Source organism: Paucibacter sp. TC2R-5, from assembly GCF_025717605.1.
Taxonomy (GTDB): domain Bacteria; phylum Pseudomonadota; class Gammaproteobacteria; order Burkholderiales; family Burkholderiaceae_C; genus Paucibacter_A; species Paucibacter_A albus.
In genome coordinates, this window is record NZ_JAJIRQ010000008.1 from 253734 (window position 1) to 272566 (window position 18833).

Annotated in this window: 20 protein-coding genes; 12 read left to right on the plus strand and 8 right to left on the minus strand. The window is 60.3% G+C overall.

Features of this window, described 5'->3' with window-relative positions:
* Window positions 1–123 precede the first annotated feature (123 nt).
* The 5 genes from LNV08_RS18790 to scpA are packed head-to-tail and all read right to left on the minus strand — an operon-like array spanning window position 124 to window position 5736.
* Window positions 124–597, minus strand: coding sequence for a hypothetical protein (locus tag LNV08_RS18790; protein ID WP_263535273.1), 474 nt, complete (start codon window positions 595–597; stop codon window positions 124–126).
* Entirely contained in the window at window positions 594–2126 is a 1533-nt protein-coding gene (locus LNV08_RS18795; protein WP_263535274.1) for an acyl-CoA carboxylase subunit beta, read from the minus strand. Before LNV08_RS18795 ends, LNV08_RS18790 begins: the two co-directional genes overlap by 4 nt.
* Window positions 2119–3108 (minus strand): methylmalonyl Co-A mutase-associated GTPase MeaB, encoded by a 990-nt coding sequence (meaB, locus tag LNV08_RS18800; RefSeq protein ID WP_263535275.1) that lies wholly within the window; start codon window positions 3106–3108, stop codon window positions 2119–2121. Before meaB ends, LNV08_RS18795 begins: the two co-directional genes overlap by 8 nt.
* Entirely contained in the window at window positions 3105–3554 is a 450-nt protein-coding gene (locus LNV08_RS18805) for a GNAT family N-acetyltransferase (RefSeq protein ID WP_263535276.1), read from the minus strand. The genes meaB and LNV08_RS18805 overlap by 4 nt, the downstream gene beginning before the upstream one ends.
* 1 nt (window position 3555) lies before the next feature.
* Complete coding sequence (scpA, locus tag LNV08_RS18810) at window positions 3556–5736, minus strand: methylmalonyl-CoA mutase (protein ID WP_263535277.1); 2181 nt, start codon at window positions 5734–5736, stop codon at window positions 3556–3558.
* 98 nt (window positions 5737–5834) lie between these two features.
* Between scpA and LNV08_RS18815 the strand changes: the two genes are divergently transcribed.
* The 5 genes from LNV08_RS18815 (at window position 5835) to LNV08_RS18835 (ending at window position 8471) form a co-directional block, all read left to right on the plus strand.
* Window positions 5835–6497, plus strand: coding sequence for a GntR family transcriptional regulator (locus LNV08_RS18815; RefSeq protein WP_263535278.1), 663 nt, complete (start codon window positions 5835–5837; stop codon window positions 6495–6497).
* Window positions 6498–6546: 49 nt separating this feature from the next.
* A complete protein-coding gene (gene nth / locus LNV08_RS18820) occupies window positions 6547–7191 on the plus strand; it encodes an endonuclease III (RefSeq protein ID WP_263535279.1) in 645 nt (214 codons plus the stop codon).
* A gap of 15 nt (window positions 7192–7206) precedes the next feature.
* Complete coding sequence (locus LNV08_RS18825) at window positions 7207–7422, plus strand: cell division protein ZapB (protein ID WP_263535280.1); 216 nt, start codon at window positions 7207–7209, stop codon at window positions 7420–7422.
* Entirely contained in the window at window positions 7419–7739 is a 321-nt protein-coding gene (locus LNV08_RS18830; protein WP_263535281.1) for a cell division protein ZapA, read from the plus strand. Before LNV08_RS18825 ends, LNV08_RS18830 begins: the two co-directional genes overlap by 4 nt.
* 255 nt (window positions 7740–7994) lie before the next feature.
* Complete coding sequence (locus LNV08_RS18835) at window positions 7995–8471, plus strand: EVE domain-containing protein (RefSeq protein ID WP_263535282.1); 477 nt, start codon at window positions 7995–7997, stop codon at window positions 8469–8471.
* Between the two features lie 9 nt (window positions 8472–8480).
* Here LNV08_RS18835 and LNV08_RS18840 read toward each other — a convergent pair whose 3' ends face one another.
* Window positions 8481–9503, minus strand: coding sequence for a GGDEF domain-containing protein (locus LNV08_RS18840; protein WP_263535283.1), 1023 nt, complete (start codon window positions 9501–9503; stop codon window positions 8481–8483).
* A 341-nt stretch (window positions 9504–9844) separates the two neighbouring features.
* Here LNV08_RS18840 and LNV08_RS18845 point away from each other — a divergent pair, with 341 nt between their 5' ends.
* From LNV08_RS18845 to LNV08_RS18865, 5 genes are all read left to right on the plus strand, one after another.
* Window positions 9845–11077 carry an NAD(P)/FAD-dependent oxidoreductase gene (locus LNV08_RS18845; protein ID WP_263535284.1) on the plus strand — a complete coding sequence of 411 codons (1233 nt, stop codon included), beginning with the start codon at window positions 9845–9847 and terminating at the stop codon, window positions 11075–11077.
* 176 nt (window positions 11078–11253) lie between these two features.
* Window positions 11254–11466 carry a 30S ribosomal protein S21 gene (rpsU, locus tag LNV08_RS18850; RefSeq protein WP_105262375.1) on the plus strand — a complete coding sequence of 71 codons (213 nt, stop codon included), beginning with the start codon at window positions 11254–11256 and terminating at the stop codon, window positions 11464–11466.
* A 184-nt stretch (window positions 11467–11650) separates the two neighbouring features.
* Window positions 11651–12097, plus strand: coding sequence for a GatB/YqeY domain-containing protein (locus LNV08_RS18855; protein WP_263535285.1), 447 nt, complete (start codon window positions 11651–11653; stop codon window positions 12095–12097).
* A 180-nt stretch (window positions 12098–12277) separates the two neighbouring features.
* Window positions 12278–12871, plus strand: coding sequence for a TRAP transporter small permease subunit (locus LNV08_RS18860; RefSeq protein WP_263535286.1), 594 nt, complete (start codon window positions 12278–12280; stop codon window positions 12869–12871).
* 12 nt (window positions 12872–12883) lie between these two features.
* Entirely contained in the window at window positions 12884–14617 is a 1734-nt protein-coding gene (locus LNV08_RS18865) for a TRAP transporter large permease (RefSeq protein ID WP_263535287.1), read from the plus strand.
* A gap of 137 nt (window positions 14618–14754) precedes the next feature.
* On the opposite strand, the gene LNV08_RS18870 is transcribed toward LNV08_RS18865, so the two are convergent.
* A complete protein-coding gene (locus LNV08_RS18870; RefSeq protein ID WP_263535288.1) occupies window positions 14755–15837 on the minus strand; it encodes a TRAP transporter substrate-binding protein in 1083 nt (360 codons plus the stop codon).
* A gap of 168 nt (window positions 15838–16005) precedes the next feature.
* Complete coding sequence (gene pmbA, locus LNV08_RS18875) at window positions 16006–17421, minus strand: metalloprotease PmbA (RefSeq protein ID WP_263535289.1); 1416 nt, start codon at window positions 17419–17421, stop codon at window positions 16006–16008.
* Window positions 17422–17651: 230 nt separating this feature from the next.
* On the opposite strand from pmbA, the gene yjgA reads away from it, so the two are divergent.
* Entirely contained in the window at window positions 17652–18233 is a 582-nt protein-coding gene (gene yjgA / locus LNV08_RS18880) for a ribosome biogenesis factor YjgA (protein ID WP_263535290.1), read from the plus strand.
* Window positions 18226–18825, plus strand: coding sequence for a molybdopterin adenylyltransferase (mog, locus tag LNV08_RS18885; RefSeq protein WP_263535291.1), 600 nt, complete (start codon window positions 18226–18228; stop codon window positions 18823–18825). Before yjgA ends, mog begins: the two co-directional genes overlap by 8 nt.
* Window positions 18826–18833 lie beyond the last annotated feature (8 nt).

The window sequence follows — 18833 nt, forward strand, 5'->3', positions numbered from 1 at the left end:
CCGCGGGGAACTCGCCTGCGCGCGCTGCGCGCGCCATACAATTTGTCGCTGGCACGACCGCGCCGTTGGCGCGAGCACCTCTGTTCGCAATCAAAATCTTGTCAAACATTTTGAACTCCCGCTTCAATTCTGAGAAAAACGTAGCCGCCCTGACAGGCAGCGATCAGTCCATTCACTGATACGCTCGGCCATCCAGTTAGGCCCCTGGTCCTTGGCCGGTCCGCGACCCTGATAGGCAAACTCCAACATCGCTCTCGCCCGGCCGTCTTCATGCGCGTCTTCACGCTTCAAATCAGCAAGTGCCGCCACACGTGACTGCCCATCCACTCGGAATAGCAAAATCACCGGCAGGCTGAACAAATCGGCTTCACAAGCTTCGACGCGCGGCTCGCTACTCGGCCCGTAGTGCCGCAATGCACAGCGCTCGAACGCGGCCTTGGCTTCTTGCTTGCCCCGAGCGTCAGCGGCATCCGGGTCGGGTGCGCCGGCCCTGCCCTGCTCGCCGGCCGACTCATGCTCGGCCACGCATTCAGCGGCCTTTTTCTGAGCCCAAGCAGGTGCGGCGATCACAGCCAAAGCCAGCAGCCAGGCTTTCACAGCGGGATATTGCCGTGCTTGCGCCACGGGTTCTCCAGCTTCTTATCTTTGAGCATCACCAGCGAACGGCAAATGCGCTTGCGGGTTTCATGCGGCTGAATCACGTCGTCGATGAAGCCGCGCGCACCTGCGACAAAGGGGTTGGCAAATCGGGCCTTGTACTCGGCTTCTTTGGCAGCAAGCTTTTCCGGGTCGCCCTTGTCTTCACGGAAGATGATCTCGACCGCGCCCTTGGCGCCCATCACCGCGATTTCGGCGTTAGGCCAGGCGAAGTTGACGTCGCCGCGCAGATGCTTGGAGCTCATCACGTCATAGGCGCCGCCGTAGGCCTTGCGGGTGATCACCGTCACCTTGGGCACCGTGCATTCGGCATAGGCATAGAGCAGCTTGGCGCCATGCTTGATGATGCCGCCGTATTCCTGCGAGGTGCCGGGCATGAAGCCGGGCACATCGACAAAGGTGATGACCGGGATGTTGAAGGCATCGCAAAAACGTACAAAGCGCGCCGCCTTGATGGAACTCTTGATGTCCAGGCAACCGGCCAAGACCAGCGGCTGATTGGCAACGATGCCTACCGTCTGCCCTTCCATGCGGGCAAAGCCGGTCAGGATGTTCTTTGCATACTCGGGCTGCAGCTCGAAGAAGTCGCCGTCGTCGACCACCTTCTGGATCAGCTCCTTCATGTCATAGGGCTTGTTGGCGTTGTCAGGCACCAGGGTGTCGAGCGAATGATCAAGCCGGTTGCCGGGGTCACCGCTGGGGCGCGTCGGCGCCTTTTCGCGGTTGTTCAGCGGCAAGTAATTGAAGAAGCGGCGCAGCATCAGGATCGCCTCGACGTCGTTCTCGAAGCTCAAATCCGCCACACCGCTTTTTGATGTGTGCGTGGCGGCACCGCCCAGCTGCTCGGCCGTCACTTCCTCATGCGTGACCGTCTTCACCACCTCGGGGCCGGTGACGAACATATAGCTCGAATCCTTGACCATGAAGATGAAGTCCGTCATCGCCGGCGAGTAGACCGCGCCACCCGCGCAAGGCCCCATGATCATGCTGATCTGCGGGATCACGCCGCTGGCCAGCACATTCTTCTGGAACACATCGGCATAACCGCCCAGCGATGCCACGCCCTCCTGAATGCGCGCACCGCCCGAGTCGTTGAGGCCGATCACCGGCGCGCCGACCTTCATCGCCTGATCCATCACCTTGCAGATCTTCTCCGCATGCGACTCGCTCAGGGCGCCGCCAAACACGGTGAAGTCCTGGCTGAAGCTGAAGGCCAGGCGGCCGTTGATCATGCCGTAACCCGTGACCACACCGTCACCGGGAATCTTGTTGTCCTGCATGCCGAAGTCCACGCAGCGGTGTTCGACAAACATATCCCATTCCTCGAAAGTTCCGTCGTCAAACAGCAGCTCCAGGCGCTCGCGGGCGGTCAGCTTGCCCTTGGCGTGCTGCGCTGCGATGCGCTTCTCGCCGCCGCCGAGGCGAGCCTGGGCACGTTTTTCTTCCAGGCGTTGTTGGATGTCATGCATGTTTAAACGTCTCCAAAAATCGGTTCAATAATTGCCTCGCAGCGGTCGAAGCGGCCAACTGTCCTTGCAAAACTTGCGCGGTGATCTCGGGCAGCAACTCTCGCACGGCAGGCGCGTCAGCGAACTGTTGGCGCAAGCCGCTGTGGATGCGCTCCCACATCCAATCCTGCGCTTGGGCTCGGCGCTTAGCTCCAAGCCCGCCGCTCCTAGCCTGCTCCTGGCGATACAGATCCACCGCCGCCCAAAACTCAGCCAGCCCCGTGGCCTTCAAAGCACTAACTTGTAACACGTGCGGATGGCTGGCCTGCCGCCCCGAATGGCCATAATTGCGCAGGCTGGAGCCAATTTGCGCCTGCGCGCGGGTCGCGGCGGCCCAGTCCAGGTCGGCCTTGTTGATGACGACCAGATCGGCCAGCTCCATCACGCCTTTCTTGATCGCCTGCAAATCATCACCGGCATTGGGCAGCTGCAAGAGCACATACATATCCGTCATGCCGGCCACCGCGGTCTCGCTCTGGCCCACGCCGACAGTCTCGATGATGACGATATCGAAGCCGGCCGCCTCGCAGACCAGCATCGCCTCGCGGGTTTTGTCTGCAACCCCGCCCAAGGTGCCGCTGCTGGGGCTGGGGCGGATGTATGCGCGCTCATCCATGGACAAGCGTTCCATGCGCGTCTTGTCGCCCAGAATGGCGCCACCCGAGATGCTGCTGGACGGGTCGACCGCCAGCACCGCAACGCGGTGGCCGCGCTCGATCAAGAAGAGGCCAAGCGCCTCAATGAAGGTGCTCTTGCCGACGCCGGGCACGCCGGAGATGCCTAAGCGAAAGGACTTGCCGGTATGCGGCAGCAACTCGGTCAGCAAAGCGTCGGCTTGCAGTCGGTGGTCGGGCCGCGTGGACTCCAAGAGAGTGATCGCCTTGGCGATCGCGCGGCGCTGAGCGGCGCTCGGCTCAGCCAAAAGAACGGCAGCCAGGCTCATGCAGCGACCTCGCGAGTCCAACGGTAATCGATATCGAACTCACTCTCGGCGACTTGCTTGAAGCCGTGGCGCAAATAAAAACGATTGGCGTCGCTGAGCTTCAAGGCCGACAGGGTCACGTCTTGCCTGGCCGCCCGAGCCCGGTCCTTGACCCAGCTGATCACCCAGGCCCCGACTCGCTGGCCTTGCTGTTCGGGCTTCACGTATAGCTGCTCCAGATACAAGCTTGTGCCCGCTGGCTTCAGCGTGACAAAGCCGATGCGCTCCGCACCGCAGCAGATATGCCGCATGAACTCGGGCGCGAATGCAGCCTGAAAGCGCTCGCGCCCGCGCTGCAAGTCAAAGCGCCCCAGGCGCTCCAGACTCTCGCGCAAGGCGTCCATGCGCAAACTCAGCATCGCCTCGAAGTCCTCGACTTGCACCGGCTGAAGGCTGTAGTCGCTCATCTCAGAGCGGCTGCCCGACCAAGCTCAGGCGGATCTGCTCCAGCACATCCTTGGCGCTGGCCGGGATCGGCGTACCGGGGCCGTAGATGCCTTTGACGCCGGCCTCATAAAGCATGTCGTAGTCCTGCGCCGGAATCACCCCGCCGACAAACACGATGATGTCGTCGGCGCCCTGCGCCTTCAACGACGCGATGATGGCCGGCACCAGGGTTTTGTGCCCGGCGGCCAGCGTCGAGATGCCGACCGCGTGCACATCGTTCTCGATCGCCTGGCGCGCGCATTCTTCGGGGGTCTGGAACAGCGGGCCGATATCGACGTCGAAGCCCAGATCGGCGTAGGCGGTGGCCACAACCTTGGCGCCGCGGTCATGGCCGTCCTGGCCCAGCTTGGCGACCATTACGCGCGGCCGGCGGCCCTGTTCGACGGCAAAGGCGGCAATCTCTTCTTGCAGCTTGGCCCAGCCCTCGGCCGAGTCATAGGCTGCCGCATAGACGCCGCTGACTTTTTGGGTATCGGCGCGGTGACGGCCATAAACCAACTCCAACGCGTCGCTGATCTCGCCGACGGTGGCGCGCAGCCGCATCGCCTTGATGCTGAGGTCCAGCAAATTGCCCTGACCCGAGCGCGCGGCCTCGGTCAGCGCGTTCAAAGCGGCCTGCACCGCAGTGCTGTCGCGGCTCGCCTTGATGGCCTTGAGCCGCTCAATTTGGCCGTCACGCACCCGCACATTGTCGACATCCAGAATCTCAATCGGGTCTTCCTTGGCCAGCTTGTACTTATTGACGCCGACGATGACGTCGCGGCCCGAATCGATAGCCGCCTGCTTCTGGGCCGCGCTGGCCTCGATCTTGAGCTTGGCCCAGCCAGAATCGACCGCCTTGACCATGCCGCCCATCGCTTCAACTTCCTCGATGATGGACCAGGCCTTGTCCGCCATGTCCTGCGTCAGCGACTCCATCATGTAGCTGCCGGCCCAGGGGTCGATCACGTTGGTGATGTGCGTCTCTTCCTGAATGATCAGCTGCGTATTGCGGGCGATGCGCGACGAGAACTCGGTCGGCAAGGCGATCGCCTCGTCCAGCGAGTTGGTATGCAGCGACTGCGTGCCGCCGAACACCGCCGCCATCGCCTCTATCGTGGTTCTAACGACGTTGTTGTACGGGTCCTGCTCGGTCAGGCTCCAGCCCGAGGTCTGGCTGTGGGTGCGCAGCATCAAGCTCTTGGGGTTCTTCGCGTCAAAGCCCTTCATGATGCGGCACCAGAGCAGGCGTGCGGCCCGCATCTTGGCGATCTCCAGATAGAAGTTCATGCCCACCGCCCAGAAGAAGCTCAGGCGCGGCGCGAACTCATCGACGCTCAGGCCCTTGGCCAAGGCCGTCTTCACATATTCCTTGCCGTCAGCCAGTGTGAAGGCCAGCTCCAAGGCTTGGTTGGCGCCGGCCTCTTGCATGTGATAGCCGGAGATCGATATCGAATTGAACTTTGGGCAGTTCTGCGCCGTGTATTCGATGATGTCGCCGATGATGCGCATCGACGGCTCGGGCGGGTAGATATAGGTGTTGCGAACCATGAACTCCTTGAGGATGTCGTTCTGGATCGTGCCGCTCAATTTATCTTGGCTGACGCCCTGTTCCTCCGCGGCCACCACATAGCCGGCCAGAACCGGCAGCACCGCACCATTCATCGTCATCGAGACCGAGACCTTGTCGAGCGGGATCTGGTTGAAGAGGATCTTCATGTCCTCGACCGAGTCGATCGCCACCCCCGCCTTGCCAACATCGCCGGTCACGCGCGGGTGGTCGCTGTCATAGCCCCGGTGGGTGGCCAGATCGAACGCCACCGACACGCCTTGCCCGCCAGCGGCCAGAGCCTTGCGATAGAAGGCATTGCTTTCTTCGGCGGTGGAGAAACCCGCGTACTGGCGAATCGTCCAGGGCCGCACCGCATACATGGTGGCCTGGGGCCCGCGCAAATAGGGCTCGAAGCCGGGCAAGGTATCGGCATGCGGCAGATGCGCCGTGTCAGCCGCCGTGTACAGCGGCTTGACCGTCAGGCCCTCGGGCGTGTGCCAATTCAGCGCCGACACATCACCGCTTGGAGCGGACTTGGCAGCAGCCTTGCTCCAGTCAGCCAAGCTGGCCTTAGGAAACTCGCTGGACTTGGAATTCGGGGCATCAGACATCTAGGACTCCTGCAGACGCAGCATGATAGCGCGCCAATCATTCATAATTATAAATTCAGAATTGACGCTACACTGACAGTCATCCCCTTCTTTTCCACATGACCACCCCGCTCAAGCTCGCCCCACGCGCCCTCTACCAAGAGGTGGCGGAGCGCTTGCGCCAACAAATCTTCGGTCGCGAACTGGAGCCCGGTGCATGGATCGACGAGCTCAAGCTTTGCGCCGAGCTGGGCATCAGCCGCACGCCGCTTCGCGAGGCCTTGAAGGTCCTCGCGGCCGAGGGGCTGGTCACGATGAAAGTGCGACGCGGCGCCTATGTGACCGAGATGAGCGAGCGCGATGTGCGCGAGGCCTATCAGCTGCTGGCCCTGCTGGAGAGCGATGCTGCGGCGCGCGTCGCCCTGAATGCAACAGGCAGCGAATTGGGCGAGTTGCAATTACTGCATGAGCAGCTGGAGCAACAAGCCCAGGAACGCGACGCATTCTTCGCTGCTAACGAGCAATTCCATCTGCGCCTGCTTGAGATCGAAGGCAACCGCTGGCGCCAGCAAATCGTCACCGACTTGCGTCGGGTGATGAAGCTCAACCGCCACCATTCGCTGTTCAAGCAAGGCCGCCTGGCCGAGTCTTTGCAGGAGCACAGGGCCTTGGTGCAAGCCTTGATGCAGCGCCAAGGCGATGCTGCGGCGCGCTTGATGCGGGCACATTTTGACAACGGCTTGGCGGCCGCCGCCAGCCCCGCTGCGCAGACCACCGTTTAGGAAGGCTCTGGACCTTGGCCTTTGACGCCAGCGGTGGACAATTGCGGCCATGAACGCCCAACAGATCCAAATATTTTTCCAAACCCTGCGAGCTGCCAACCCCTCGCCGCAAACCGAGCTGGCCTATGCCAGCGTGTTCGAGTTGCTCGCGGCGGTTTTGCTATCCGCGCAGGCCACTGACGTTGGCGTCAACAAGGCGACCGCCCGCTTGTTCCCAGCCGCCAACACGCCGCAAAAAATCTTGGCTCTCGGCGAAGAAGGTTTGTGCGAGTACATCCGCACCATTGGCCTGTATCGCAGCAAAGCCAAGCATTTGATCGCGACATGCCGCATCCTGATCGACAAGCACCAGGGCCAAGTGCCCCGAACGCGCGAGGCGCTGGAAGAGCTGCCGGGTGTGGGCCGCAAGACCGCCAATGTGGTGCTCAATGTCGCCTTCGGCGAAGCCACCATGGCGGTGGACACCCACCTGTTCCGGGTCAGCAATCGCACCGGCTTGGCGCCAGGCAAGACACCACTGGCTGTGGAATTGGGCTTGCTCAAGCGAATCCCGGCCGAATTCATGGTGGATGCCCACCACTGGCTGATTTTGCATGGGCGCTATATCTGCAAGGCCAGACAGCCACTCTGTGGAAGTTGCTCGGTAGCTTTGCAGTGCGACCACGGTCGCCGCCTACAATCGACGCCTGCCTAGCCGCCGCCGGACGCCATGCCAAGCCTCAATGAACTGATAGATCGTGTCGAACGAATCCTGATTCGACACGATGAACTGAAACGAACCAATGCCTTGCTTCAAGAGCAAGTGCAGAGCCTGAGCCAGGAGCGCGACAGCCTGCGTTCGCGCTTGAACGCCGCCCGAGCACGCATCGATGTTTTGCTCGAGCGCTTGCCGGTTGACAGTGAATCCGGAAAGAATTCCCAATGAAGCAAATGGAAGTGACCATCATGGGGCAGAGCTATTTGCTCGGCTGCCCCGAGGGTGGTGAGGCCGCTTTGGCCAAGGCCGTGTCTCAGGTTGACCGCGAGATGAGCGCGATCCGCGACTCGGGCCGCGTCAAGGCTCGTGAGCGCATCGCAGTTTTGGCCGCTCTGAACCTGGCTTATCAATTGGCCGAGGGCGGCGCGTCCGCAGCCAATGCACAAGCCAAGTCGCGGCCACTCGCTGCTGACAACTTGCCCGATCTGGAAAGCCTGATGCGCCGGCTCGACGAAGCCCTTGAGCACGACGGGAAATTGCTCTGAGTTCACGGAACTGTCAGCGTGCAGGCCGTAGAATCCACCCTGTCCACCGCCTTCGCGTGAGCTTTATATTTCCTTGAACCAATGCTCTATGAGCAAGGGCTTGGAACATCGCCCAGCAAGCGTGATCGTCTCGCGTCAGATGAACCCAATGCTTGGCTGACCTCGCCCACCTGAACCCCTGGTTCAGGAATGCGGCTCATGGTTCGCGGTGGACACCTTTTTCTAGCTCACGCCCACAGCGTCGGGCTTTGCCTCATGAACTACTGGCTGATGAAGTCGGAGCCCGCCGAGTGCTCCATCGATGATCTGAGCCGCGCGCCCGCGCAAACCTTGCCTTGGACCGGCGTGCGAAACTATCAAGCGCGCAATTTCATGCGCGACCAGATGCAGATAGGCGATGGTGTGCTGTTCTACCACTCGTCATGCCCAGCGCCTGAAATGATCGGTATTGCCGGCATCGCTCGCGTTGCCAGCAAACCCTATACGGACGCCAGCCAGTTCGACCCGCAAGGCGCCTATTACGACGCCAAGTCCAAGCCGGAGGCCCCGCGCTGGGTGCTCGTCGATATTGCCTTTGAGCGCAAGACCAAGCTCATCAACCGCACTGCCCTGCGCGCCGATCCTGTCCTGCAAACCATGCAGGTTTTGCAGCCCGGCAGTCGCTTGTCGATCACGCCGGTCACCCCCGCCGAGTGGGCGCGCTTGCAAGAGTTGCTGCAAGACGCGACTTGAGGCGTCGCACTAACTGACGAAGGGAATAGCGGCCAGCACCACCTGATTGCCGCCGCGACGCTGCGCCTCTTGTACCGCCGCTTCACTGGCCGCCAGCAATTCCTCTTGCTTGGATGCGGTGTGGGGGAAGCTGCACACGCCCATCGAGATGGACAGGCCCATGTCCACGCCATTAAGCACGACGATTTGCGCCGTGCATTGCCGGCGCAACTGCTCCATCCGCGCATGCGCCGTGGCCAGGCCTACGCCCGACAACAAGACCGCGAACCGATCTTCGGCGATGCGGCAAGCCGCATCCATAGAGCGGGTGTTTGCGCGCAGCATTCGACCCATGCCCTCGAGCAAACGCTGACTGGCCTCATCACCCATGGCCTGGACCGTTTCCGGCGCGGGGTCCAAGGCAATGATGACCAACGCAAATTCCCGGTGCTCGCGAGTCGAAAGATCGATTTCGCGCAGCAACTGGTCGTCAAATTGCGCACGCAGATAGAGGCCCGACAAATCATCGCGCCCACTGCCTTGCTGCAGTTCCCGGCGAATTTGCTCGATGGTTTTTTGCTGTTGTTCAATTTGCTGCAGGGCTCGCTGCAAATGAGACTCACGGTGGCGCTCTTCGGTGCGCTCCCGCCAAACCGACAACAGGTGCTCGCTGCCCAGCGGCGCTCGCGTGACGGTGAACTCGCGCCTGCGCCCCGCCAACTCCAGACGATGCTCGCTGACGACCATAGCGCGTTGCGCCATCACCGACTGCTCGACCCGGCGGATGCCTACCACTTCATCCGAGCGCATCAATTCATTGTCGGTGCTGCCGGCCACAGCTCCCTTGCCGAACACATGATCCAGGCCAGCGCTGGCAAAAACATAACGCCCATTGACCAGTGATTTGACCGCAATGAATGAATCGAGCGGCTCAATCAAACTCAACAACACCCCCCCAAGCTCCGGCAAGAGCCCTGGCTGGCTGCTCAGCCAATGCGCAAAACTGCCCGCTTTAGGCAGTGACTCGTCACAAGGATCGGAAGAAGTGTCCATGAACTCTCAGTCAAACAAAAACCAGTAGTCACCGATATCGATCGGCTGACCCGCTGTTTGGAAATGTAGGCGGCAGCGATAGGCGCGGGCAAGGGGTCGATCAGAAAAACACTGCATTCCCCCCTAGATTCACGACGCTATCGATACTTTGCAAAAGATTCGAAACATGCCGCGCAGAATCGCAATTATCTGTTCCAAATGCACCCTGCTTACTCACAAATGCCATGTTACTTGGCTCGCTCGCCCTGATTTCACCAAAGTCCGATTCGTCAAAACATGCGCCTGCGGGACAATCGCGTCCAGCGTGCCACCCGGGCACCGCAGATTGAAGCTCAATAGATATGCAAAGTTTTGACTTGGTCGTGATTGGCGCCGGCGCCGCCGGGCTTTTTTGCGCAGGCATGGCCGGCCAGCGAGGGCAGCGCGTGCTCGTGATTGATCACGCCGAGCGCTTGGCCGAGAAGATCCGCATCTCGGGCGGCGGGCGCTGTAACTTCACCAACCGGGATGTTGGACCGGCCAATTTCCTTTCAGAAAATCCCGCCTTTTGCCGCTCTGCATTGGCCCGCTATAGCAGCCAGGACTTCATTGCGCTGGTACAAAAACATGGCATTGGCTTTCATGAAAAGCACAAAGGTCAGCTGTTTTGCGACGACTCCAGCGAGCAGATCATTCAGATGCTGCTGAGCGAATGCGAGGCAGGCGCCGTGCAGCGCTGGCAACCTTGTACCGTCATCGATGTCCACGCACCAGCCGAGGCCAGCGGAGCCGTAGCGGGATTCAGGCTCGAAACATCGCGCGGCTTGGTTCAAGCCAAGGCCGTCGTCGTGGCTACCGGTGGACTGTCCATCCCCAAGATCGGGGCCTCCGACTGGGGCTTGCGTTTGGCCAAACGCCTGGGCCACAACATCATCGAACCACGTGCCGCCTTGGTGCCTTTGACCTTTGACGCCGAGGCCTGGGCGCCCTTTTCCTCGCTGTCTGGGCTCTCACTACCTGTGATGGTCAGCACCGGCAAGGGCAAGGCACGCGGCCGCTTCCTCGAAGATCTGCTGTTCACCCACAGGGGCTTGAGCGGCCCGGCAATTTTGCAGATTTCCAGTTTCTGGAAAGAAGGCGAAAGCCTGCAAATCGACTTGGCACCGGATGTGGATCTGGCCGCCAAGCTCCTTGAGGCCAAAGTGGAATCTCGCCGCCAACTCGGCAATGAGTTGGCAAGCCTATTCCCGCAGCGCTTGGCGCAAGCCTGGACCGAGCGCCTGGGCTTGGACGGCAGCCGCACCATGCCCGAGTGCAAGGACCGTGACCTTCAAAATCTCGCCAGCCAGTTGCAGGCTTGGCAGCTGACGCCCAGCGGCAGCGAAGGCTGGCGCAAGGCCGAGGTGATGCGCGGCGGCGTTGACACGCGCGAGCTGAACTCGCAAGACATGCAGAGCAAACGCGTGCCGGGCCTCTATTTCATTGGTGAAGTTGTTGACGTCACCGGCTGGTTGGGCGGCTACAACTTTCAGTGGGCCTGGGCCAGCGCGGCGGCTTGCGCAAGATCCTTGGGCGAGAATGTTTCCAAGGCGTGAAATTCAGGCTACAATCGCTTTCTTTGCTGGCAAACCCTGCGCGTCGATTCGCAACTTATCTGAAGCGGATTTCCGGATAAGCCGTTTCAGACACCGATTTCAAAGCTGTAACTAATGAGCAGCGCGAATGAAGTGAGTGACGAACACCGAGCGCATATTGAAGGAACTACCTTTTCATGACAACGATTCGCGTCAAAGAGAACGAGCCATTTGATGTGGCTCTGCGCCGTTTTAAGCGCACTATTGAAAAACTCGGCTTGCTGACTGACCTGCGCGCCCGTGAGTTTTACGAGAAGCCAACGGCTGAGCGCAAGCGCAAGAAGGCTGCGGCCGTCAAGCGCAACTACAAGCGCATTCGCAGCATGCAACTGCCGAAGAAGCTGTTCTGATCGTCTTTTAGAGATCTGACGCTTCGTGCGGGCTTGATTGCCCCGCAGTGATTAAACAAAATTTGATTGCTGCGTACAAAGCACCCAGAAAAAGCCCGCACAGGACGCTGTAGCGGGCTTTTTCTTTTGACGAAGCGATTTGCTGTTCACAATTCCTCCCGTACCGATTGATCAAGGATTCGCCATGAGCCTGAAAGAACGCATTACCGAAGACATGAAGGCCGCGATGCGCGCCAAAGAAGCCGACAAGCTGACCACCATCCGCGGTCTGCTGGCCGCCATCAAGCAAAAAGAAGTCGACGAGCGCATCGTGGTGGATGACGTCGGCGTGATTGCCATCGTCGACAAGCTGATCAAACAACGCAAGGATTCGATCACGCAGTTCACCGCCGGCGGCCGACAAGATCTGGCCGATAAGGAAGCCGTCGAACTCAAGGTGCTGGAGGTCTACTTGCCGCAGCGCATGAACGCCGACGAAGTCCAACAAGCAGTGAGCGCGATCGTCACCGAGTTGGGCGCCAAGAGTGCTGCCGATATGGGCCGCGTGATGGCTGCAGTCAAGGCGCAGCTGAGTGGCAAAGCCGATATGGCCTTGGTTTCCGCCGCCGTCAAACAAGCCTTGAGCAGCTGAGCTCAGCGGGCTTGGCACCCAGGCATGCGCGCCAAGCCCCCGGGATAACTCTCCTAGGACTTGCCCTAGGAGACCCCTCTTGTTAAGGATCAATTCAGCCCTGTGCTCATACATTGCGTCAAGCGTCGGCAGCTGTGCCGACTGCGCTGTCGCATTCGTACAAGACCACAGGAGCTCAAGGTGCACGCCCTACTCAAAATTTCCGGGCTGATTGACGGCATGAGCCGTTTTATCGGCCGCTGGGTCATCTGGTTGATCCTCGCCTCGACGGTGATCAGCGCCGTCAACGCCATCATTCGCAAGGCCTTCAACTACAGCTCCAACGCCTTTTTGGAGATGCAGTGGTATTTGTTCGCAGCCTCCTTCTTGCTGGCTGCCGGCTACACCTTGCTGAACAACGAACATGTACGCATCGACGTCGTGGTCGGGCGCTTCTCCAAGCGCGTACAAACCTGGATCGACGTGTTTGGTTTCGTCGTCTTCCTGATGCCGGTCTGCGCCACCATCCTCTACCTCGGCACCCCCTTCTTTTTGCAGGCCTTGCGTTCGGGCGAAATGTCATCAAACGCCGGCGGCCTGATTCTGTGGCCTGTTTACGCCCTGATCCCTGTCGGTTTTGGTCTGCTGATGCTGCAAGGCCTCAGTGAATTGATCAAGCGACTGGCCTTTTTGCAGGGCTTGATCGACGACCCGACCAAGAAGCCCGTGGCCAAGACGGCCGAAGAAGAGTTGGCCGAAGCAATCCGCTTGGCCGCCGAGCAAAAGAAAATTTAAGGGAGCCTGGGAATGGAATTCTTTGCCCAAAATTTGGCCCCCATCATGTTCGCGGGCCTGATCGTTTTCTTGCTGATGGGCTTCCCGGTGGCGTTCAGCCTGGGTGCTTGCGGCCTGTTCTTCGGCTTCATCGGCATTGAGCTCGATGTGCTGCCGGCCTCGCTGATGCAGGCGCTGCCGCTGCGCATCTTCGGCATCATGAAGAACGACACGCTGCTGGCCATCCCCTTCTTTACCTTGATGGGATTGATACTCGAGCGCTCCGGCATGGCCGAGGACTTGCTCGACACCATCGGCCAGCTGTTCGGCCCAATCCGCGGCGGCCTGGCTTTCGCAGTGATTTTTGTCGGCGCCTTGTTGGCCGCCACCACCGGCGTGGTCGCCGCTTCGGTCATCTCGATGGGTCTGATCTCGCTGCCCATCATGCTGCGCTATGGCTATGACAGGCGCATTGCCTCCGGCGTGATTGCGGCCTCGGGCACCTTGGCGCAGATCATCCCGCCCTCGCTGGTCTTGATCATCTTGGCAGACCAGTTGGGCAAGAGCGTCGGCGATATGTACAAGGGCGCCTTCCTGCCTGGGTTCATCCTGACCGGCCTTTACACCGCCTACATCATCGGCGTGGCCATCTTCCGCCCTACCTGGGTGCCAGCGCTACCGCTGGAGGCTCGCTCAATCCGTGAAGACAATGGCAAAAGCGGCTTGCGTTCGCTGGGCTTGCTGACCCTGGCCTCGGTCGCCATCGCTGTCTATTTCGCCCAGCGCTACGCTGACATCACCAGTTACTTCAAGGGCGAAGTCATCACCAGCATGCCGACCGATGAAACCATTGTGGTGGCGATGTCGGTGGGCGTCGGTGTGGCCTTTTTGGCCTCGGTGGTGAACAAGCTGCTGGGTCTGAATCTGCTGTCCAAGATGGCCGAACGGGTGACCTTTGTGCTGATCCCGCCGCTGGGCCTGATCTTCTTGGTGCTTGGCACGATTTTCTTAGGGATCGCCACCCCGACCGAAGGTGGCGCGATGGGTGCCCTGGGTGCTTTCTTGATGGCCGCAGCGCGCGGGCGCATCACTTACAAGCTGATGACGCAGGCCTTGACCTCCACTACCAAACTGTCTTGCTTTGTGGTCTTCATTCTGGTGGGCTCCACCATCTTCAGCCTCTCCTTCCAGGGCGTCGATGGACCGAAATGGGTTGAGCATTTGTTGAGCGCGCTGCCGGGCGGGCAGATCGGCTTCCTGATCTTCGTCAACATCTTGATCTTTGTGCTGGCCTTCTTCCTCGACTTCTTCGAGCTGTCTTTCATCGTCGTGCCCTTGCTGGCACCGGTGGCCGAGAAGCTGGGCATCGATCTGATCTGGTTCGGTGTGCTGCTGGGCGTCAATATGCAGACCTCCTTCATGCATCCGCCGTTTGGCTTCGCGCTGTTCTACCTACGCAGCGTGGCACCGCTGACCGAATACATCGACAAGCTCACGGGCAAGAAAATCGCCCCCGTCACGACCGGCCAAATCTACTGGGGCGCCGTGCCCTTTGTGATGATCCAGATCGTCATGGTGGGCTTGATCATTGCCTTCCCGAACCTGGTCTCGGGCGGCTTGGGCAAGGTGGCCGATGTGGACAGCAGCAATGTCGTGATTGAAGCGCAGCCCCAAAACGACAAAGCCGACGTCACCGAAATGGATGGCAACGCCCTTTTTGGCCCTGCCAATCCGCCAGCATCTGAGGCTGACACAGGCAAGAAGTAGACAAGCAGCCTGCAGCTTTGAACAAGGGCCACCGCGATTGCGGTGGCCTTTTTTTTGCCTGTACCCCTCCCATTTGCGGGCGCAAAAAAACCCCGCTGGTCAAACCAGCGGGGTTGTAAGCAAGAAACTTCGTTAGCTCAGAGCTTTTGAGCCTGCATAAAGTCGTCAAAACCGGCTTCCGCAAAACGGAACCAGAGGTTTTGATCGCGGCGGAAGGCCGAGTAGTCTTCGTAGACCTTCTTCCAGTTTGGATTCTTGGCCGACAACTCGCTGTAAATGCCCATCGATTCCTTGAAGGCCGCATCCATCACATCCTTGGGGAAGCGGAACAGCTTGGTACCGCCTTGCACCAGCTGGCGCAGCGCCGGCGGGTTGCGGGCATCGTACTTGGCCTGCATATCGTTGTGAGCCACGGCTGCGGCAGCCTCGACAATCGCCTTGTACTCGGGTGTTAATGCCTCGAAGGACTTGGTGTTGATGAAGAAGTCCAGCTGCGGGCCGCCCTCCCACCAGCCAGGGTAGTAGTAGTTGGGCGCCACTTTATTGAAGCCCAGCTTCTGATCGTCATATGGGCCGACCCATTCGGCCGCATCGATGGTGCCTTTTTCCAGCGCTTGATAGATCTCGCCGCCCGGGATGTTCTGCGGCACACCGCCCATGCGCTCCAAGACGCGACCGGCGAAACCGCCGATACGCATCTTCATGCCCTTGATGTCAGCCACACTCTTGACTTCCTTGCGGTACCAGCCGCCCATTTGCGCGCCGGTATTGCCGCCCAGGAAGTTGATGATGTTGTACTGCTTGTAGAACTCACGCATCAGCTTCAAGCCGTTGCCTTCGAGCATCCAGGCGGTCATCTGGCGGCTGTTGAGGCCAAAGGGAATGGCGCAGCCAATCGCGAAGGTCTCGTCCTTGCCGTGGAAGTAGTAAGGTGCCGTATGGGCCATTTCCACCGTGCCTTCTTTGACGGCATCAACGACGCCGAAAGCAGGCATCAACTCGCCACCGGCGTGGGTCGAAATCTGAAACTTGCCACCGGTCATTTCGCCGACCTTCTTGGCGAAGACGTCGGCCGCACCAAAGATGGTGTCTAGGGACTTTGGAAAACTCGAGGCCAGGCGCCAACGGATATTGGCCTGGGCATGCACGACAGCCGGGGCCACGCCGGCGGCAAACACGCCTGCCAGACCAGCTTGCCGAACAAAGTTTCTACGCTCCATCTTGTTACTCCTAGGTTTGGGGACTGCACAAATAGCAGCTCGATTCTAGGAGAGCACAAAAGCGGTGCTGACAGGGGCAAACCCGTGCAAACACCGCCTCTTTTTGGGCCTTTGTCGCCAAACTTAGCGCCGACTTACGGCAAGCTGAAATGCCGCTTAAAAACGACCTTAGCTGCCCGCCAATTTCATCTTCGAAATCAACACCGAGCCAATCGTCTTGCCGCCCATGGTGTAGCGGTCGCAACCAATGCCGATGATGTTCTGGAACATCTCGGTCAGATTGCCGGCGATGGTGACTTCGTGAACGGGGAAAGCAATTTCGCCGTCTTCCACCCAATAGCCGCTGGCGCCACGCGAGTAGTCGCCATTGACGTAATTGACGCCCTGCCCCATCAACTCGGTCACAAAGAAGCCGCGCCCGAGCCGCTTGAGCATGGTCTTCAAATTGTCGCCCGGCGCCGTCAGGCGGCTGCTCATCTGCAGATTGTGCGAGCCACCGGCATGTCCCGTCGTGCGCATTCCCAGCTTGCGGGCCGAGTAGGTCGAGAGAAAGTAGCCCTGCAACACACCGGCTTCGACCACGCTGCGCGCCTTGGTCGTCACGCCTTCATCATCAAACGGTGAGCTGCCCTTGCCTTTGAGCTCGTGCGGGTTCTCATGGATGTCGATATGTGGGGCCAACACCGACTTGCCCAAGCTGTCCAGCAAGAAGCTGGCGCGGCGGTAGAGCGCTCCGCCGCTGGTGGCCTGAACGACCGCACCCAGCAGGCCGGCAGCGACCGTGGGTTCGAACAAGACAGGCACTTCGGCGGTGGCCACACGGCGCGACTTCAGGCGCGACAAGGCTCGCTCGGCGGCGTAGCGGCCGATGCTTTCGGGCGTGGCCAGATCGGCCGCGCTGCGCATCGAGCTGTACCAGGCATCGCGCTGCATTTGCGCGCCGCGGCCAGCGATGGGAGCGACCGAAATCGAATGCCGGGAGCTGGCATAGCCGCCGCGAAAGCCGCGACTATTGCCCATATAAAAATGCGACTGCTGGGCCGACACCGCCGCACCCTCGCTATTGGCTATGCGCTTGTCGGTCGCAAAGGCCGCGGCCTCGCAACGCAGCGCGATTTCGGCCGCTGCCTGGGCATCGATCGCCCAAGGGTGGAACAAATCCAAATCCGGCCGAGTCGAGGCATCAAGCGATAAGTCTTCTGCGTCGGGCAGGCCGGCGACCGGATCCTCCGCCGTGAAACGGGCAATATCAAAAGCCGCGCGCACGGTGTCCTGCAAGGCCTTGCGGGAGAAATCCGAAGTGCTGGCATTGCCGCGGCGCTGACCCACATAAACCGAGATACCGAGTGACTTATCGCGATTGCGCTCGACGTTCTCGATCTCGCCCATGCGAGTCGAGACCGACAGACCGCAGCCCTCGGACACCTCGGCGCCAGCGTCAGAGGCACCCAAGTGCTTGGCCTCGGCCAACACGTCTTCGATCAATTGCTGAAACTGTTCTGCCTGATAAGCAAAGCCGCTAACGGACTCATGCGTGCCATGCGATGCGGTAGGAGGCGAGGAAGACTTGGCGAGCTTTGACATGGATGGGAGTGCCGAATTGAGTCAGGTAATTGAGGGCTGAACGAGGAGCAGCCGGCCTTGGTGCTGCGGGCAGACGCTCAGCCTGCCTGCGAATATTTGTAGAACTAAGGGACAATCATACGAGCCGCGCGCGCAAGCTGCGCGCCAAACACGCTATCCACTGCGCTGCAAGCTACCGAAACTTTTCGGCTCAGCCCAGAACACTCGCCGAACTTTGCCCAAGAACCGCCATGCGAACACAAGAAGAAAACACGACCGAAGATGACGACTTCGACGGCCCCAGCAAGAGCCAGCTCAAGCGCGAAATGACCGAGCTGCAAAAGTTGGGCAAAGAGTTGATGACGCTGCCCGCCAGCCGTATCGCCCCCTTGAACCTGCCGGAGATCTTGGCCGACGCGCTCAAGGACGCCAAGAAGATCACCGCTCACGAGGGCCTGCGCCGGCAAATGCAATACATCGGCAAGCTGATGCGCCGGGTTGACCCCGAGCCGCTGCGCCAGGCTGTTGCCGACTTCAAGCTCGGCTTCGCCAAAGACAGCCTCGCCCTGCACCAGAGCGAGCGTTGGCGTGAGCGCCTGCTGGCCGACGATGCAGCGATGCAAGACTTCATTGAAGAGCATGCCGGCATTGATGTGCAGCAGCTGCGCAGCCTCGTGCGCGCCGCCCGCAAGGATGCCGCGCTTGTGCCCGAGAAGCGTTCGGGTCGGGCTTACCGCGATTTGTTCCAGTTCATCAAGACCGAAGAACTGCGTATCTCGCCCAAGACAGACAAAGCCGAAGCCGCCGACGAAGATGAGGATGCCGATGAGTGAGCCCGTCGAGCCAGTCCGCATCGGCATAGTCTCCATTAGCGACCGCGCCTCGACCGGCGTTTATGAGGACAAAGGCCTGCCGGCCTTGCAGGTTTGGCTGAGCAGCGCGCTGCACAACCCGATCGCGTTCGAAGCGCGCCTGATCCCGGATGAGCGGCCCTTGATCGCGCAAACGCTGCGCGATCTGGTCGACAACGCGGGCTGCGATTTGGTCTTGACCACCGGCGGCACCGGGCCGGCGCTGCGCGACGTAACGCCCGAGGCGACGCTGGATGTGGCCGACAAAGAAATGCCCGGCTTTGGCGAGCAGATGCGGCAAATATCGCTGCGCTTTGTGCCCACTGCCATCTTGTCGCGCCAGGTTGCGGTGATCAGGAAGAGGGCCTTGATCATCAATCTGCCGGGTCAGCCCAAGGCGATTGCCGAAACCTTGGCCGGCCTGAAAGATGCCGAGGGCAAGCAATTGGTCGACGGCATTTTTGCCGCCGTGCCCTATTGCATAGACCTGATCGGCGGGCCGTATCTGGAAACGCGCGATGACATCGTGCGCGGCTTCAGGCCCAAGTCGGCGCAGCGCCCGAGCAGAGTCTAAATCGCTGC

Excerpts from the sequence above, each read along its gene's own strand:
- LNV08_RS18855 (WP_263535285.1), top strand. The coding sequence starts at position 11,651 with ATGAGCCTGAAAGAACGCATTACCGAAGACATGAAGGCCGCGATGCGC.
- yjgA (WP_263535290.1), top strand. The coding sequence starts at position 17,652 with ATGCGAACACAAGAAGAAAACACGACCGAAGATGACGACTTCGACGGC.
- LNV08_RS18845 (WP_263535284.1), top strand. The coding sequence starts at position 9,845 with ATGCAAAGTTTTGACTTGGTCGTGATTGGCGCCGGCGCCGCCGGGCTT.
- LNV08_RS18815 (WP_263535278.1), top strand. The coding sequence starts at position 5,835 with ATGACCACCCCGCTCAAGCTCGCCCCACGCGCCCTCTACCAAGAGGTG.
- pmbA (WP_263535289.1), bottom strand. The coding sequence starts at position 17,421 with ATGTCAAAGCTCGCCAAGTCTTCCTCGCCTCCTACCGCATCGCATGGC.
- nth (WP_263535279.1), top strand. The coding sequence starts at position 6,547 with ATGAACGCCCAACAGATCCAAATATTTTTCCAAACCCTGCGAGCTGCC.
- LNV08_RS18865 (WP_263535287.1), top strand. The coding sequence starts at position 12,884 with ATGGAATTCTTTGCCCAAAATTTGGCCCCCATCATGTTCGCGGGCCTG.
- LNV08_RS18805 (WP_263535276.1), bottom strand. The coding sequence starts at position 3,554 with ATGAGCGACTACAGCCTTCAGCCGGTGCAAGTCGAGGACTTCGAGGCG.
- mog (WP_263535291.1), top strand. The coding sequence starts at position 18,226 with ATGAGTGAGCCCGTCGAGCCAGTCCGCATCGGCATAGTCTCCATTAGC.
- LNV08_RS18795 (WP_263535274.1), bottom strand. The coding sequence starts at position 2,126 with ATGCATGACATCCAACAACGCCTGGAAGAAAAACGTGCCCAGGCTCGC.
- LNV08_RS18835 (WP_263535282.1), top strand. The coding sequence starts at position 7,995 with ATGAACTACTGGCTGATGAAGTCGGAGCCCGCCGAGTGCTCCATCGAT.
- scpA (WP_263535277.1), bottom strand. The coding sequence starts at position 5,736 with ATGTCTGATGCCCCGAATTCCAAGTCCAGCGAGTTTCCTAAGGCCAGC.
- rpsU (WP_105262375.1), top strand. The coding sequence starts at position 11,254 with ATGACAACGATTCGCGTCAAAGAGAACGAGCCATTTGATGTGGCTCTG.
- LNV08_RS18870 (WP_263535288.1), bottom strand. The coding sequence starts at position 15,837 with ATGGAGCGTAGAAACTTTGTTCGGCAAGCTGGTCTGGCAGGCGTGTTT.
- meaB (WP_263535275.1), bottom strand. The coding sequence starts at position 3,108 with ATGAGCCTGGCTGCCGTTCTTTTGGCTGAGCCGAGCGCCGCTCAGCGC.
- LNV08_RS18830 (WP_263535281.1), top strand. The coding sequence starts at position 7,419 with ATGAAGCAAATGGAAGTGACCATCATGGGGCAGAGCTATTTGCTCGGC.
- LNV08_RS18840 (WP_263535283.1), bottom strand. The coding sequence starts at position 9,503 with ATGGACACTTCTTCCGATCCTTGTGACGAGTCACTGCCTAAAGCGGGC.
- LNV08_RS18825 (WP_263535280.1), top strand. The coding sequence starts at position 7,207 with ATGCCAAGCCTCAATGAACTGATAGATCGTGTCGAACGAATCCTGATT.